Origin of the sequence: Guyparkeria sp. (genome assembly GCF_046540515.1) — a bacterium.
GTDB lineage: Bacteria > Pseudomonadota > Gammaproteobacteria > Halothiobacillales > Halothiobacillaceae > Guyparkeria.
The window spans coordinates 21,187-35,341 of sequence record NZ_JBKHFB010000020.1 but is presented as its reverse complement, the minus strand read 5'-3'; the positions used below and the strand labels follow the sequence as shown (position 1 = coordinate 35,341).

The 14,155-nt window shown below is 67.6% G+C and carries 14 protein-coding genes and 1 pseudogene; 13 read left to right on the top strand and 2 right to left on the bottom strand.

The genetic code is table 11. From position 1 onward, the window contains the following. The 8 genes and pseudogenes from ACLFRM_RS04330 to ACLFRM_RS04295 form a co-directional block, all read left to right on the top strand. Positions 1–297: pseudogene (locus ACLFRM_RS04330) on the top strand (LPS-assembly protein LptD); the annotation flags it as partial. A gap of 127 nt (positions 298–424) precedes the next feature. Further along, positions 425–1,849: a peptidylprolyl isomerase gene (locus tag ACLFRM_RS04325; protein ID WP_410754491.1), complete on the top strand. Its 1,425-nt coding sequence runs from the start codon at positions 425–427 to the stop codon at positions 1,847–1,849. Continuing rightward, positions 1,830–2,804, top strand: a complete 975-nt coding sequence (pdxA, locus tag ACLFRM_RS04320) for a 4-hydroxythreonine-4-phosphate dehydrogenase PdxA (RefSeq protein ID WP_410754490.1) — start codon at positions 1,830–1,832, stop codon at positions 2,802–2,804. Before ACLFRM_RS04325 ends, pdxA begins: the two co-directional genes overlap by 20 nt. A gap of 2 nt (positions 2,805–2,806) precedes the next feature. Next, the gene (rsmA, locus tag ACLFRM_RS04315) at positions 2,807–3,637 is read left to right on the top strand and encodes a 16S rRNA (adenine(1518)-N(6)/adenine(1519)-N(6))-dimethyltransferase RsmA (RefSeq protein ID WP_410754489.1); all 831 of its coding nucleotides are present in this window, start codon (positions 2,807–2,809) and stop codon (positions 3,635–3,637) included. A gap of 72 nt (positions 3,638–3,709) precedes the next feature. Continuing rightward, positions 3,710–4,432, top strand: coding sequence for a 6-phosphogluconolactonase (gene pgl, locus ACLFRM_RS04310; protein ID WP_410754488.1), 723 nt, complete (start codon positions 3,710–3,712; stop codon positions 4,430–4,432). Continuing rightward, positions 4,432–4,830, top strand: coding sequence for a Co2+/Mg2+ efflux protein ApaG (apaG, locus tag ACLFRM_RS04305; RefSeq protein WP_410754487.1), 399 nt, complete (start codon positions 4,432–4,434; stop codon positions 4,828–4,830). Before pgl ends, apaG begins: the two co-directional genes overlap by 1 nt. A gap of 115 nt (positions 4,831–4,945) precedes the next feature. After that, positions 4,946–5,782 carry a symmetrical bis(5'-nucleosyl)-tetraphosphatase gene (locus tag ACLFRM_RS04300; protein ID WP_410754486.1) on the top strand — a complete coding sequence of 279 codons (837 nt, stop codon included), beginning with the start codon at positions 4,946–4,948 and terminating at the stop codon, positions 5,780–5,782. Positions 5,783–5,818: 36 nt separating this feature from the next. Next, positions 5,819–7,210, top strand: coding sequence for an MFS transporter (locus tag ACLFRM_RS04295; protein ID WP_410754485.1), 1,392 nt, complete (start codon positions 5,819–5,821; stop codon positions 7,208–7,210). Here the strand turns inward: ACLFRM_RS04295 and ACLFRM_RS04290 are convergent. Both ACLFRM_RS04290 and ACLFRM_RS04285 read right to left on the bottom strand, forming a co-directional pair. Then, a complete protein-coding gene (locus ACLFRM_RS04290) occupies positions 7,167–7,631 on the bottom strand; it encodes a nuclear transport factor 2 family protein (protein ID WP_410754484.1) in 465 nt (154 codons plus the stop codon). The two genes, ACLFRM_RS04295 and ACLFRM_RS04290, sit on opposite strands and share 44 nt — an antisense overlap. Beyond that, positions 7,628–8,404, bottom strand: a complete 777-nt coding sequence (locus ACLFRM_RS04285; protein WP_410754483.1) for an SDR family NAD(P)-dependent oxidoreductase — start codon at positions 8,402–8,404, stop codon at positions 7,628–7,630. The genes ACLFRM_RS04290 and ACLFRM_RS04285 overlap by 4 nt, the downstream gene beginning before the upstream one ends. Before the next feature lie 143 nt (positions 8,405–8,547). On the opposite strand from ACLFRM_RS04285, the gene ACLFRM_RS04280 reads away from it, so the two are divergent. From ACLFRM_RS04280 to ACLFRM_RS04260, 5 genes are all read left to right on the top strand, one after another. Beyond that, a complete protein-coding gene (locus ACLFRM_RS04280) occupies positions 8,548–9,519 on the top strand; it encodes a MerR family transcriptional regulator (protein WP_410754482.1) in 972 nt (323 codons plus the stop codon). Between the two features lie 96 nt (positions 9,520–9,615). Next, the gene (locus ACLFRM_RS04275; protein WP_410754481.1) at positions 9,616–10,104 is read left to right on the top strand and encodes a PAS domain-containing protein; all 489 of its coding nucleotides are present in this window, start codon (positions 9,616–9,618) and stop codon (positions 10,102–10,104) included. Positions 10,105–10,222: 118 nt separating this feature from the next. Further along, positions 10,223–11,920, top strand: coding sequence for a type IV-A pilus assembly ATPase PilB (pilB, locus tag ACLFRM_RS04270; protein ID WP_410754480.1), 1,698 nt, complete (start codon positions 10,223–10,225; stop codon positions 11,918–11,920). Positions 11,921–11,949: 29 nt separating this feature from the next. Continuing rightward, complete coding sequence (locus ACLFRM_RS04265; RefSeq protein WP_410754479.1) at positions 11,950–13,182, top strand: type II secretion system F family protein; 1,233 nt, start codon at positions 11,950–11,952, stop codon at positions 13,180–13,182. A gap of 87 nt (positions 13,183–13,269) precedes the next feature. Then, positions 13,270–14,151, top strand: coding sequence for a prepilin peptidase (locus ACLFRM_RS04260; protein ID WP_410754478.1), 882 nt, complete (start codon positions 13,270–13,272; stop codon positions 14,149–14,151). Positions 14,152–14,155 lie beyond the last annotated feature (4 nt).

Below are 14,155 nucleotides of genomic sequence, written 5' to 3'. Positions count from 1 at the left end.
CAGGGCGACGTGTCGTTTGCCTGGCCGCTCTCGCGGCGCTGGTCGATGCTCGGCCGGGTCGGCTACGACTTCGAATCCGAGCAAGTGGTCCAGTCCCTGCTCGGCGTGGGCTACGAATCGTGCTGCTGGTCGGCAAGACTGGGGCTGAAGCGCTACATTGTCCGACCGGATGTCGGCGCCGACCTGGGCGACGACGCCGAGTACTCCAACGCCGTGGTCTTCCAGATCGAGCTCAAGGGGCTGGGCGGCATCGGCGGCAACCAGTTCCGCGACGACATCCTCGGCTTCGATCCCTGAGGCCCGACACCGTCGGGGGGCATCGGCCCGCGGCGCCCGGATGCGTTATGATCGCTCCGACCGGGGTGGCGCGGGTGGCGCCGCCCGCGACATCCATCATTTCAACGCTGCAACCGCGAGTAGATTCATGCCTGTTTCGCACGCCCCGACCCATCGCCACGCGCGTCGACCGCTGGCCGTGCTGGCCACCCTGCTGATGAGCTTCGTCGTGCCGGGCCTCCCTGCCCAGGCCGTCGCCCAGACGACCGGCGGCGACGACCAAGAGAATCCGGGCATGAGCGGGTTCCAGCCGATGGACAGCATCGTGGCCGTGGTCGATGACCGCGTCATCACCCAGCAGAAACTGCGCGCCGAGATCGCCCAGCTGGGGGGGCAGGTCGATCTCGCCAACATGAGCCAGGCCGATCAGCAGCGTCTGGCCGAACGGGTGCTCGACCGCATGATCACCGAGGCGACCATGCTCGAGCGGGCCGAAAAGATCGGCATCCAGATCGACGACACCCGCCTGAACCAGGCCCTCAACGGCATCGCCCAACGCAACGGCATGAACCTTTCCCAGCTGCGTGAGGCGGTGGTCGGCCAGGGTCAGGACTGGGCCGAGTTCCGGGACGGCATCCGCGAGCAGATGCTGCTCGAGGAGCTGCAGAAACGCGAGGTCTACAGCCAGATCAACGTCTCCGACCGCGACATCGACGCCTACATCGAGCAGCGCACCGGCGCGTCGGCCGAACAGACCGAGTACCGGCTGGCCCAGATCCTGGTCTCCGTGCCGGAAAACGCCTCGCCCGACGCGATCGAATCGGCCCGTGAGCGCGCCGAGGCGATCCGCAAGGCGCTGCGCGAGGGAGAGGACTTCGCCCGCATCTCGGCCGAACGTTCCGATGCGCTCAACGCCGACGAGGGCGGCGATCTCGGCTGGCGCGAGCCGGCGCGCATCCCGTCGCTGTTCCTGCCCGCGGTGCAGGACCTCGAGACCGGCGAGGTCAGCGAGATCATCCGCAGCCCGAACGGCTTTCACATCGTGAAGGTCAGAGACACCCGCACCGCCACCGGCTCGGCCTCTGTCACCCAGTATCGGGCCGAGCACGTGCTGCTGCGCCCCGGCGAGAACCGCGACCCCGAGACCACCCGCGAACTGGCCGAGCAGCTGCGCGAGCAGGTGGCCAGCGGCGAGGCCTCCTTCGCGGACATCGCACGCGAGTTCTCCGACGACCAGGGCTCGGCCCAGCGCGGTGGCGATCTCGGCTGGGTGAGCCCCGAGGACATGGTGCCGGCCTTCGCCGAGGCGCTGGCATCGGTCGAGACCGGCGAACTCAGCCCCGTCTTCGAGAGCCAGTTCGGCTTCCACTTCCTGCGGGTCAACGACCAGCGCCAGCGGGAAGTCGCCGGCGAGGACCTGCGCGAGCAGGCGCGCAACGCCATCGGCGAGCGCCGCGCGGACGAGGAACTGACCAAGTACATCCGCCGCCTGCGCTCGGAGGCCTACATCGAGAACCGTCTGACCGGCACCGTCAACGACGCCAGTGGCCAGCGTGCGCTTGGTCGTCAGTAGCGGCGAACCGGCCGGGATCGGGCCGGACCTGCTGCTGGCGCTGGCCGCGGACGATGCCTTCACGCCCCCCGGCGAACTGGTCGTCCTCGGCGACCGGCACGTCTTTGCCGACCGCGCCGAGGCACTCGGCCTGCCCTTCGACTGGCCGACGGCCAATGACGCGACCGCGCCCGACCCGGGCTTTCGCTTCCACCATCTGCCTGCACCGCGGCCGGTCACCGCCGGCCGGCTCGATCCCGGCAATGCACGGCACGTGCTGGACATGCTCGATCACGCCGCCGACGGCTGCCACGACGGCCGCTATGCCGCGATGGTCACCGCCCCGTTGCACAAGGGGGCGATCAACGACGCCGGGATCCCCTTCACCGGGCACACCGAGTACCTGGCCGACCGGGTTGGCGGCACGCCGGTGATGATGCTGGTCGCCGGCTCCCTGCGCGTGGCCCTGGCCACCACCCATCTGCCGCTGGCCCGGGTTCCGACGGCGATCACCGGCGAGACGCTCGCCACGGTGATCGAGACGCTGCATCAGGCCATGGTCGACTGGCTGGGCAAGCCACAACCGCGGCTGCTGGTCGCGGGGTTGAACCCGCACGCCGGCGAGTCGGGCCACCTGGGTGACGAGGAGATCCGCGTGATCGGCCCGACCCTCGAGACCATGCGCGAACGCGGCATCCAGGCGATCGGCCCGCTGCCTGCCGACACGCTGTTCACGCCGCGCCACCTCGACGGCGCCGATGCCGTGCTCGCCATGTACCACGACCAGGGCCTGCCGGTGCTCAAGTACGCCGGTTTCGGTCGGGCGGTGAACGTCACGCTGGGGCTGCCGATCGTCCGCACCTCGGTCGATCACGGCACGGCCCTGGATCTTGCCGGTAGCGGGCGCGCCGAACACGGCTCGCTGGCCGCGGCGATCGCGCTGGCCGCCGAGATCAGCCAGCGGGCAGCGGCCTGACCGTGGCTTCATCGAGCCACCCGACCAAGGGCATCCAGGACGGTCACCGCGCGCGCAAGCGCTTCGGCCAGAACTTCCTGGTCGACCATGGCGTGATCGACCGCATCCTCGGCGCGGTCCCGCCCGGTGCCGACATCGTCGAGATCGGCCCGGGGCTCGGCGCCCTGACCGTGCCACTGGCCCGGCGCGGCAATCGCGTGGTGGCGATCGAGCTCGATCGTGACGTCATCCGCCACCTGCGCGTCAAGCTGGATGCCGAGGGCGTCGGGCGGCAGGTCGAACTGGTGGGGCAGGATGCCCTGCGCCTCGATCTCGACACGCTCTGCCGGGACCAGGGTCTCGCCCCGCCGCTGACCCTGGTCGGCAACCTGCCCTACAACATCGCCACCGCGCTGATCAGCCGCTTCCTGCAGCAGGCCGATCGCATCGAACAGATGGTGTTCATGGTCCAGCGCGAGGTCGGCAACCGACTGGCCGCCGCGCCCAACGATTCGGCCTACGGCCGACTGAGCGTGCTCACCGCCATGCATGCCGAGGTCGAGCACCTGTTCGACGTGCCGCCCGAGTCCTTCAATCCGCCGCCGAAGGTCGACTCGAGCGTGATCCGGATCACCCCCCGGCTCGAGCCGCTGGTGCCGCCGGACGAACAGGCCCGCTTCGAACGCCTGGTGACGGCGGCCTTCGCCCAGCGGCGCAAGACCCTGCGCAACAACTTGAAACCCCTGATGTCAGCGTCAACAATTGAGGCGTCGGGGATCGACCCGTCACTGCGGGCCCAGGCACTGGACATCCCCGACTTCCTGGCGCTGGCCCGGCGACTCGACCCGGCCTAGCCGACGCAGGCGGCGCCAATCGGGCGGCCCTGCCTCAGGCAGCAATTCCACCCATTGCAGGAAACAACGGCCATGTCCGCCACCGCCGACATCCACGCCCACCCCCACGCCGAGGCGGCCTTTGCCGCCTGCGCCGACTTCCTGGTCGAGCGCCTGAACGCGGCGGTACGCGCCCGGGGGGTCGCGCGGATCGCGCTGGCGGGCGGGGGAACACCGCGCCGGCTCTACCAGCAACTCGCGACCCGCTACCGCGATGCACTGGACTGGCACTCGGTGGAGTTCTACTTCGGCGACGAGCGCAACGTCCCGCTGGAACACCCCGACAGCAACTTCCGCATGGCACGCCTGGCGCTGTTCGAGCCGCTGGGCATCCAGCCAAACCGCACCTTTCCGATGGTATCCGACCACCAACGTGACCCCGAGCGGGATGCCGACACCTACGAGGCGATCCTGCGACGCTGGACGGCCGGTCACGTGCCGCGCTTCGACATCGCCCTGCTGGGGCTGGGAAGCGACGGCCACTTCGCTTCGCTGTTCCCGGATACCCCGGCACTCGACGAACGCGAGCGGCTGGTGGTGGTCAACCCGGTGGCCAAGCTCCATGGCCACCGCCTGACACTCACCTTCCCGGTATTCGAAGCCGCCCGCGACGTGGTCTTCCTGGTGGTGGGCGCGGACAAGCGCCGCGCGATCGGGCGAATACGCGAGGGACGCAGCGACCTGCCGGCCGAGCGACTCGCAGCCGAACGCCCCACCCACTGGTTCGTCGACCATGCTGCGGCCGGGACACCCTGATGCTCACCGCCTCGCCACTGGCCGAAGCGATCCGCATCCGTCCTCGAGCGGTGTTCGTGCCCGAACACAGCGACACCGCCGCGGGCCGGTTCGCCTTCGGCTACGAGGTCGTGATCGACAACGGTGGCGACCAGGCAGTCACGCTGACCGACCGCCACTGGGTGATCGACCACGGCAACGGCTGCCTCAAGGAGGTGCGCGGCGAAGGTGTGGTCGGCGAGCAGCCGCGCATCCCGCCCGGGGAACGGTTCTCCTATCGTTCCGGCGCCGTGATCGAGTCGCCGGCCGGCCGGATGTGGGGCGATTACGGTTTTGTCAGCGACCGCGGCGATGTGTTCCGTGTGACGATCCCGACCTTCGACCTGATCGCCCCGGCGGTCTTCCGCAGCATCCAGTAATTCCGCCCCGCCCAGGGAACCTCTGCACGAATGCCATACCGCGCCCATCGCCGGGCGCTGTCGGGTGCTAGCATTGCCCCTTTGTACTTTCCACGCGACGGAACCTGCCCGCTTCATGGCCACCTACGCAATCGGCGACCTGCAAGGCTGCCTCGACCCACTCGAGGCCCTGCTCGAACGGATCGATTTCGACCCCGCGACCGACCGCCTCTGGTTTGTCGGCGATCTCGTCAATCGCGGCCCGCAGTCGCTAGAGGCGCTGCGGTTCGTGCGCGGGCTGGGCGATCTCGCCATCACCGTGCTGGGCAATCACGACATCCACCTGCTGGGGTGTCATTTCGGCACGCGGGTGACCCGGGGGCGCGACACACTCGAACCGATACTGAACGCCGCGGACCGCGACGAGCTGATCGACTGGCTGCGCCGGCAACCGCTGCTGCACCATGATCCGGCGCTTGACTGGACCCTCGTGCACGCCGGCATTCACCCGGCCTGGGACCTGGCCACGGCCGTGGCGGCGGCGCGCGAGACCGAGGCGGCCATGCAGGCCGACGAGCCGCGGGCCTTCTTCGCCGAGGTCTTCGGCAACCGGAGCGATCACCCCGACGACGGCACGACCCCGATCGACCGGCAGCGATTCGCGATCAACGTGTTCACCCGCATGCGCTACTGCCACGCCGATGGCCGGCTCGATTTCGCGGAGAAGCGCCCCCCGGCCGAGGCCGACCCGACCCTGACACCCTGGTTCGCCCTGCCCGGCCGGGCGATGGCCGGCCAACGGATCGTCTTCGGTCACTGGTCGACACTGGGCCCGGCCAAGGCGCGCGCCAATACCTGGGGCATCGACCAGGGCTGCATGTGGGGGCATCAGCTGACCGCCCTGCGGCTGGAGGACGAGACCCTGTTCGCCATCGATTGCTCGAGCGCCCGGAAACCGAAGGGCGGCAAATGATCCCGCGCCCCGCCAACCCCGTCACGGGACCGGGCCATGCTTAGTACGGTGTTTTCCGTTCAGTCGCTGCTCGCCGGCATGGGCGTGCTGCTGGCCGGATCGGGTCTGCTCGCCACCCTGCTCGGCCTGCGAGCCGCCGAGGAAGACTTCTCCGACGGCACCATCGGCCTGGTCATGTCGGCCTTCTACATCGGCTACGTGCTCGGCACGCTCACCATCCCGGCCATCATCCGCCGGGTGGGCCACATCCGCACCTTCGCCGCCCTGGCCGCGATCTCCTCGGCCGCCGCCATCCTGCACGGCCTGTGGGTCGAACCGTGGTTCTGGGTCGTCCTGCGGCTGATCAACGGGGTGACCCTGCTGGGCCTCTACATGGTGATCGAGAGCTGGATCAACGAGAAGGTGACCACGCACCGTGGTCAGGTGTTCGGCATCTACATGATGGTCAGCCTGTTCGCCTACGGCGCGGGCCAGTTCCTGATCGGCATCTACGGGCCGGCGGACGTTTCCACCTTCGCCATCGTCGGCCTGCTGTTCTCGCTGGGGCTCGTGCCCGTCGCGCTGACCCGCGTGACCCAGCCGCCACCGATGGAGACCACCCGCCTGCCGATCCGCGAGCTGTTCCGACTGGCACCCACGGGCGTGATCGGTGCGGCCATGTCCGGCGTGATCACCGGCACCATCTACGGCATGGCGGCTGTCTACGCCAATCGGGTCGGCCTGCCGGACACCCAGGTGGCTACCTTTGTCGCCGCGATCATCGTCGGGGGGGGGCTGTTGCAATGGCCGATCGGGCGATTGTCCGACGGGCGCGACCGGCGCTACGTGCTGATCGTGATCTCGGCGATCGGCGGGGCCTTCTCGGTGCTGCTCGCCCTGCAGCACTGGTTCCCGGGATGGGGCCTGTTCGCACTGGCGCTGGCCTTCGGCGGGTTCTCCTTCTCGCTTTACGCGATCAGCGTGGCGCAGACCAACGACCGGTTGTCGAGCGACCAGGTCCTTGAGGGCACCCGGGGGTTGCTGATGGTCAACGGGGCCGGCTCGGCGGTCGGCCCGGTGATCAGCGGTCTGGCCATGGGCTGGTTCGGCGCGGTCGGCTTTCCGCTGTTCGTCCTGGCGGCCTTGCTGACCATGATTGCGCTGGTCTTCTGGCGGATCCTGATCGATGAGCCCGTCCCGGATGACGAGCGCGGCGACTACGTCTTCACCCACCGCACCTCGGCGGCGGGCCTCGCGCTCGATCCGCGCACGAACGATGACGAGCCCGAGTCAACGCAGACCGACGAGCCCCCCAACGGCGTCGCCCCGCCCATTTACGAGACCGATCCCGCCTGGGAGGACTACCGGGGGCCGGCCGGGGTGATCGACGCGCCCGACGACGAAATCACTCAGCGGCACGGGCCGACGGCGCGGCCAGGCGATGCCTGATCCGACGCATCAGCCAGCCGAGCAGCGGCACTCGCTCGTAGAGCTGGCCGGCCGGGTCCCAGTAGTCGACATGCTCGACCACCAGACCGTCGGCGCCCAGCACGAGCTCCGACATGCCCTCGATCGATACCTCCTGCGCGGCGGCATCGCAGTACATCCGCCAGCGCAACAGGGCCCGATCGCCATCCACCGCCCGGGCCCGCACCGCGAACCGCATCCCCGGGCACTGCGAAAAACCGTGGGCGAACACCGCTTGGATCGCCTCGATACCGCGCACCTCGTTGAAGGGGTCGACGAAGCGCGCGTCGGCGGCGTAGACGGTCGCCAACGCGTCGAGACCATCGACCCGCAACTCCTCCATCACCCCGACGTATCGCTCGAGGGCGGCCACGAGACTCAAGCCACGCCCCGGCACGCTCATGCCTTCGGCTCCCTGAGCATGCGGCGGGTCACCCTGAAATACAGGGCGTAGGGAAGCAGGCGAATTCCCTTCATCACCCAACCGAAACCTCGCGGAGCCAGGATCTCGAAGCCGCAACGATCCAGGCCCCGGGCGATCAGTGCGGCGGCCTGTTCGGGCTCGATCCGCCCGGGCATCGCGAAATCATTCTTGTCAGTCAGCCGCGTGCGCACGAAACCGGGGTTGATGACCCGGATCGCCACCCCCGCCCTGTCGAACTCGGGACGCAGTGATTCGGCCAGATTGATGATCGCCGCCTTGCTCGCGCCGTAGGGGGCGGCGTAGGGCAGGCCACGGTAGCCGGCGACACTTGCGGTGAGCACGATCTCGCCGGCACCCCGGGAAACGAAGTCCTCACGCACCGTGTCGATACCGTTGACCGCACCGAGGAAGTTTATGCGCATCAATCGCTCGAACAATCCCGGATCGAAATCCGCCAGCCCCATCGGCTCGTAGTCGCCGGCGTTGAGGATCACCGAGTCGGGCACGCCCCACTGCGCGACCAGCTCGCGGTAGGCACGGCGCAAGGATTCCGGCTCAGTCACGTCGGCAGGCAGTGCCAGCACGCGCCCCGGATCGAGGCTGGCTCGCTCGTCGAGCGGTTCCCGGCGACGGGCCGAGATCGCGACCCGGTGCCCGCGCGCGATCAGGCGGTCGGTCAGCGAGGCCCCGATCCCGGAACTGGCACCCACCAGCCAATACGTTCGTTCTCTCTTCGCCTTCGCTCGGGTCATATCGTTTCGTCTCGTGAGGATGCGGCCCGGTCACGGCGACAACCACCGCCCGCTGGCACGAATCGTTTGACGCGAGCGTAGTCGAAGGCTGCTACAATATCGATGCACAAGTTATACAACACCCATTGCGCCGCAGGTGGCCCGTGTCCACGACCGAATCCAGCCCGACCGAAACCGACCGTCAGGCCTTGCTGCCGATTCGCTCGGTCTCGCAGATCACCGGGGTCAATCCGATCACCCTGCGCGCCTGGGAACGTCGTTACGACCTGATTCGCCCGACGCGCACGCCGGCCGGACACCGGCTGTACAGTCAGGCGGACATCCGCACCATCAAGCGCATTCAGGAACTGGCCGAGAGCGGCATGGGCTTCGCCCAGATCGCCTTGCTGCTCAAGCAGGGCGATACCGAGTCAAGCCGGGAACAGCGCGAGGCCACGCCCGCCCCGGAGGCACCGACCACGCCCCCCCCCCGCTCGCTGCTCGACCGGGTGATGCGCGCGGCGATCGACCTCGACCCGGCCGAGTTGCGCGCCGCCGAGGTGACCGCCCTGATGTGGCTCACCCCGGAGGACTACCTGCGCGAGGTGCTGATCGAGGCGCTCGCTCAGCTCGAGGCCCGCACCGCCTGGCCGGATCGCGACCTGGGCCTGATCTGGCTGGCCGAGTACATCAAGGGCCGCGCGGAGTGGGTTGCCGACCGGCCAGGCCACACCTCCGAACCGGTAGTCGTGATCGACAACCTCGTCCGCGGCCAGCCGTTCTCGGCGGGTGGGCTTCGACTGTTCACCGCCCTGCACGACGATCGTTTCCACGTCCGCCTCTTGCCGACCGGCCTGACCGAATCGCAACGCACGCAGATGGCCCGCCGCTGGGGGGCGCGCGCCTGGATTCGCCTCGACACCGCGCCTCCCGAGAACCCCGTCGGACGCTCGGCCGGCGCGCAAGTTTTCTGGTGCCGACTTCCGCTACTCGAACCCGATGACGGCGACCAGGCAGTCGACTTCATGCAGCGCTGGCGCCGGCTGGTAGAGGAAGACATTCAGCACTGCCGTGAACAGGTCGCCGAGGCGCTCGGCCGGCCGGAGCCGTCACCGCCCCAGCTGACCCGTCACTAAGGAAGGTCTGCACGAATGCCAGAGTGGCATGGCATTCGTGCAGACCTTCCCTAAGCGGACTGCCCCGCCTGTGGACATCGCGGCGTCTGTGTCACAATGCGTTGCCCCAACGCAAAACAGGAGATCCAGACCTTGACGCTGGATGCGAATCTGCTGAAAAAGGCGGTCAATGCCTCGACGGACGGTATCGTGATTGCCGAGCAGGAAGGCTCGGACAATATCCTGATCTACGCCAACCAGGCGTTCGAGGAGCTTACCGGCTACCTTGAGGACGAGATCCTCTACCAGGACTGCCGCTTCCTCCAGGCCGGCGATCGCGATCAGGCTCCGCTGGCCGAGGTCCGGGACGCGATCCGCCGCGGCGAGGCGACGCGCGTGGTGCTGCGCAACTACCGCAAGGACGGCAGCCTGTTCTGGAACGAACTGTCGATCACCCCGGTCTTCAACGAAGACGACCACCTCACCTACTTCATCGGCATTCAGCGCGACGTCACCGAGCTCGTGCGCATGCGCGAGGAAAACGAGCGCCTGCGCGCCCGGGTTGCCGAACTCGAGACCCGGATCGAGTCGAACGCCGCCGATTGAAAGGCGGCCAGACCACCCGGCGTCCCTTGTCAGGAGCCGGCCAAGCGGGCATGCTTAGCTCCCATGCACCCCGTCCCCGGGGCAGAGAACACGGACGCGACAACGCACAGGCGGATCGATGAGCGCACCCCCCGTCAACGGACTGCTCAGCGCCCTGGTCAGGGAGGAGGCCCTGTCTCCCGACCAGGCCAAGGCCATTCAATCCAAGGCCGAAGGCAGCGAGGACACGCTGCTCAACATCATCCTCGCCGAGGGGGTTTCCCCCGGGACCATCGCGGCGGTCGCCTCCAAGCGCTTCGGCCTGCCGCTGGTCGATCTCGACGCCATCGACACCACCGACCTGCCGCTGAAGCTGGTCCCCGAGAAGGTCCTGCAGGCCAACATGGCGCTGCCGCTGTTCAAGCGCGGCCGACGCCTGACCGTGGCCGTGGCCGACCCTTCCGATACCGGCGCGATCGACGGCTTCCGCTTCTCGACCAACATGGCGATCGAGGCGGTGGTCGCCGAGGCGCCCAAGATCGCCCACCTGCTCCAGGAAGCCCTCAACGACAGCATGGAGGCGCTGGGCGAGGAACTCGACGACGACCTGTCGAACGTCGAGTTCGAGCGTGGGGAGGACGAGGCGCACGACGTCGAGGATGCCTCCATCCAGGACGACGTGGTGGTCAAGTTCGTCACCAAAATGTTGACCGACGCCATCCGCAAGGGCGCCTCCGACATCCACATCGAGCCCTACGAGAAACAGTTCCGCATCCGCTTCCGGATCGACGGCATGCTCACCGAGAGCGCCAAGCCGCCGGCCAGCCTGGCCGATCGCATCATCGCGCGCGTCAAGGTGATGAGCCGGATGGATATCTCCGAGCGTCGTATTCCGCAGGACGGACGGATAAAACTCAAGCTGTCCAAGAATCGCTCGATCGACTTCCGGGTCAACACCTGCCCCACCCTGTTCGGGGAAAAGGTGGTGCTGCGTATCCTCGACCCGACCAGCGCGCAACTCGGCATCGACCAGCTCGGCTACGAGCCCGAGCAGAAGGCGCTCTACATGGACGCGCTCGACAAGCCCTACGGCATGATCCTGGTCACGGGCCCGACGGGCTCGGGCAAGACGGTCTCGCTCTACACCGGCCTGAACATTCTCAACAGCGGCGATCGCAACATCTCGACCGCCGAGGACCCGGCGGAAATCGTCGTGCCGGGCATCAACCAGGTCAACGTCAATCCCAAGGTGGGCCTGACCTTCGCCAACGCCCTGCGCGCCTTCCTGCGCCAGGATCCCGACGTGATCATGGTGGGCGAGATCCGCGACCTGGAAACGGCCGAGATCGCGATCAAGGCGGCACAGACCGGCCACCTGGTGCTCTCGACCCTGCACACCAACGACGCGCCGCAGACACTCACGCGCATGGTCAACATGGGCGTGCCGGCCTACAACATCGCCTCGTCGGTGAGCCTGATCATCGCACAGCGCCTGGCGCGACGGCTGTGCAATAATTGCCGCACCAAGGAGAGCATCCCCGACGAGGAGCTGCGCCGCGAGGGGTTCACCGAGGAAGACCTCGCCGCTTCACCGAAGATCTTCAAGGCCGTCGGGTGCGACCAGTGCACCAATGGCTACAAGGGCCGGGTCGGCATCTACCAGGTCATGCCGGTCTCCGAGGCGATGGGGCGGATCATCATGGAAGGCGGCAACGCGATCGACATCGCCGACCAGGCGCACAGGGAAGGGATCCCCGACCTGCGGCGCTCGGGCCTGAAAAAGGTGCTCGCCGGCGTGACCAGCCTCGAGGAAATCAACCGCGTCACCAAGGACTGAAGGCGGCCGGGATCAAGGGAGAGAGCAATATGGCCATTGCGGCAAGCAAGCACAAGACAACCGAAAAGCCCGTCTTCGTCTACGAGGCTCGCACGAAGGAAGGCCGGGTGATCAAGGGTGAGATGGCGGCGTTCAACGACACCGCCGTGCGCGCCGAGATCCGCCGACTGGGCATGACCCTGATCCGGATCAAGCGCAAGTCCAAGCCGCTGTTTTCCAACTCCAAGCCGGTCCAGCCGCGCGACATCGCTACCTTCGCCCGGCAGCTGGCGACCATGATGACCGCCGGCCTGCCGATCGTGCAGGCACTGGACATCATCGCCCAGAGTGCCGAAAAGAAGGCGATGAAAGACCTCATCAACGAGGTGAAGAACGACGTCGAGAGCGGCACCAACCTCGCCGACGCGCTGGATCGGCATCGCAAGCACTTCGACGAGCTGTTCGTGAATCTCGTGCGTGCCGGCGAGCAGTCCGGGGCACTCGAGGTGGTGCTCGAACGCGTCGCCACCTACAAGGAAAAGACCGAAAGCCTCAAGGGCAAGATCAAGAAGGCGCTGTTCTATCCCACCGCGGTACTGGTGGTCGCCTTCATCGTCACCGCGATCCTGCTGATCTTCGTCATCCCGCAGTTCGAGTCGCTGTTCCAGGGCTTCGGTGCCGACCTGCCCGCCTTCACCCAGTTCGTCATCGGCCTGTCCGACCTGTTCCGGGAGTACTGGTACTGGATATTCGGCGGCATTGGCGCAGCCATCTTCCTGTTCGTGTTCGTCAAGCGCCGTTCGGATCGTTTCAACCATTTCCTCGACCGGATGATCCTCAAGCTGCCGATCTTCGGTCCGCTGATGGAAAAGTCCGCGATCGCGCGTTTCGCCCGCACGCTTTCGACCATGTTCTCCGCCGGCGTGCCGCTGGTCGAGGCCCTGCCGCCGACCGCCGGGGCGACCGGCAACGCCGTGTTCCGCGACGCAGTCATGAGCATGCGCGACCTGGTCGCGGCCGGCTCGCCGCTACGCATCGGCATGCAACAGTCCAACCTCTTCCCTGTGATGGTGATCCAGATGGTCGCCATCGGCGAGGAGACCGGCGCGCTCGACACCATGCTCGCCAAGGTGGCCGACATGTACGAGGAAGAGGTCGACAACATGGTCGATGCCATGTCGAGCCTGCTCGAGCCGATGATCATGGCCTTCCTCGGCATCGTGGTCGGCGGCCTGGTCATCGCCATGTACCTGCCCATCTTCAAGCTGGGCGCCGTGGTCTGATCCCACCCCGCCCCGCCTCCCAGACGGCCCGCGTCTTCGCCGGGCCGTTTCGATGTCAGCCTGCCGAAACCCAGGGCCGAACGCTCCATGTCCGAACTGCAAGTCATCCTCCAGCAACACCCGGCCCTGTGGATCGCCGTCGCCTCGATGTTCGGCCTGCTGGTGGGCAGCTTCCTGAACGTGGTGATCAACCGGCTGCCGGTGATGATGGAGCGCCAGTGGAAGCGCGAGTGCCGCGCCCTGCTGGCGGAGGAAGACACCGCCAGTGCCGACGAGGAGCCCTTAGACCTGGTCCGCCCGCGCTCGACCTGCCCCCGGTGCGGCAGTTCCATTCGCGCCTGGCAGAACATCCCGGTGCTCAGCTGGCTGCTGCTGCGCGGCCGCTGCGCCAACTGCGGCCAGTCCATCTCCTGGCAGTACCCGCTGGTGGAACTCGCGAGTACCGCCCTCGTCGGCCTGGCGGCCTGGCAGTTCGGCCCGACCCCCCTGGCACTGGCCGTGTTCCTGTTCACCTGGGCCCTGCTGGCCGCCTCCGTCATCGATCTCAAGACCCAGCTCTTGCCCGACGTGTTCACCCTGCCGCTGCTATGGCTGGGCCTGCTCCTGCCGATCCTGCTGCCGGACTATCACCTCTCCCTGCAGGACGCCGTGCTCGGGGCCGTGTTCGGCTATCTCGCGCTGTGGTCGGTGTACTGGCTGTTTCGGCTGCTTACCGGCAAGGAAGGCATGGGCTTCGGCGACTTCAAGCTGCTCGCCGCCCTGGGTGCCTGGCTGGGCTGGCAGATGCTGCCGCTGGTGATCCTGCTCTCCGCCCTGGCCGGCAGCGTGATCGGCATCGCGATGATCCTGTTGCTGCGCCACGACCGGCGCATCCCGATTCCCTTCGGTCCGTACCTGGCCATCGCAGGGCTGGTCGCCCTCTACCTCGGCGAGCCGATCATGACGGCCTACCTGGGCGGCCCGCTCTGATCGC

Excerpts from the sequence above, each read along its gene's own strand:
- ACLFRM_RS04300 (WP_410754486.1), top strand. The coding sequence starts at position 4,946 with ATGGCCACCTACGCAATCGGCGACCTGCAAGGCTGCCTCGACCCACTC.
- apaG (WP_410754487.1), top strand. The coding sequence starts at position 4,432 with ATGCTCACCGCCTCGCCACTGGCCGAAGCGATCCGCATCCGTCCTCGA.
- ACLFRM_RS04290 (WP_410754484.1), bottom strand. The coding sequence starts at position 7,631 with ATGAGCGTGCCGGGGCGTGGCTTGAGTCTCGTGGCCGCCCTCGAGCGA.
- pilB (WP_410754480.1), top strand. The coding sequence starts at position 10,223 with ATGAGCGCACCCCCCGTCAACGGACTGCTCAGCGCCCTGGTCAGGGAG.
- ACLFRM_RS04275 (WP_410754481.1), top strand. The coding sequence starts at position 9,616 with ATGCGTTGCCCCAACGCAAAACAGGAGATCCAGACCTTGACGCTGGAT.
- ACLFRM_RS04325 (WP_410754491.1), top strand. The coding sequence starts at position 425 with ATGCCTGTTTCGCACGCCCCGACCCATCGCCACGCGCGTCGACCGCTG.
- pgl (WP_410754488.1), top strand. The coding sequence starts at position 3,710 with ATGTCCGCCACCGCCGACATCCACGCCCACCCCCACGCCGAGGCGGCC.
- ACLFRM_RS04260 (WP_410754478.1), top strand. The coding sequence starts at position 13,270 with ATGTCCGAACTGCAAGTCATCCTCCAGCAACACCCGGCCCTGTGGATC.
- ACLFRM_RS04295 (WP_410754485.1), top strand. The coding sequence starts at position 5,819 with ATGCTTAGTACGGTGTTTTCCGTTCAGTCGCTGCTCGCCGGCATGGGC.
- ACLFRM_RS04265 (WP_410754479.1), top strand. The coding sequence starts at position 11,950 with ATGGCCATTGCGGCAAGCAAGCACAAGACAACCGAAAAGCCCGTCTTC.
- ACLFRM_RS04285 (WP_410754483.1), bottom strand. The coding sequence starts at position 8,404 with ATGACCCGAGCGAAGGCGAAGAGAGAACGAACGTATTGGCTGGTGGGT.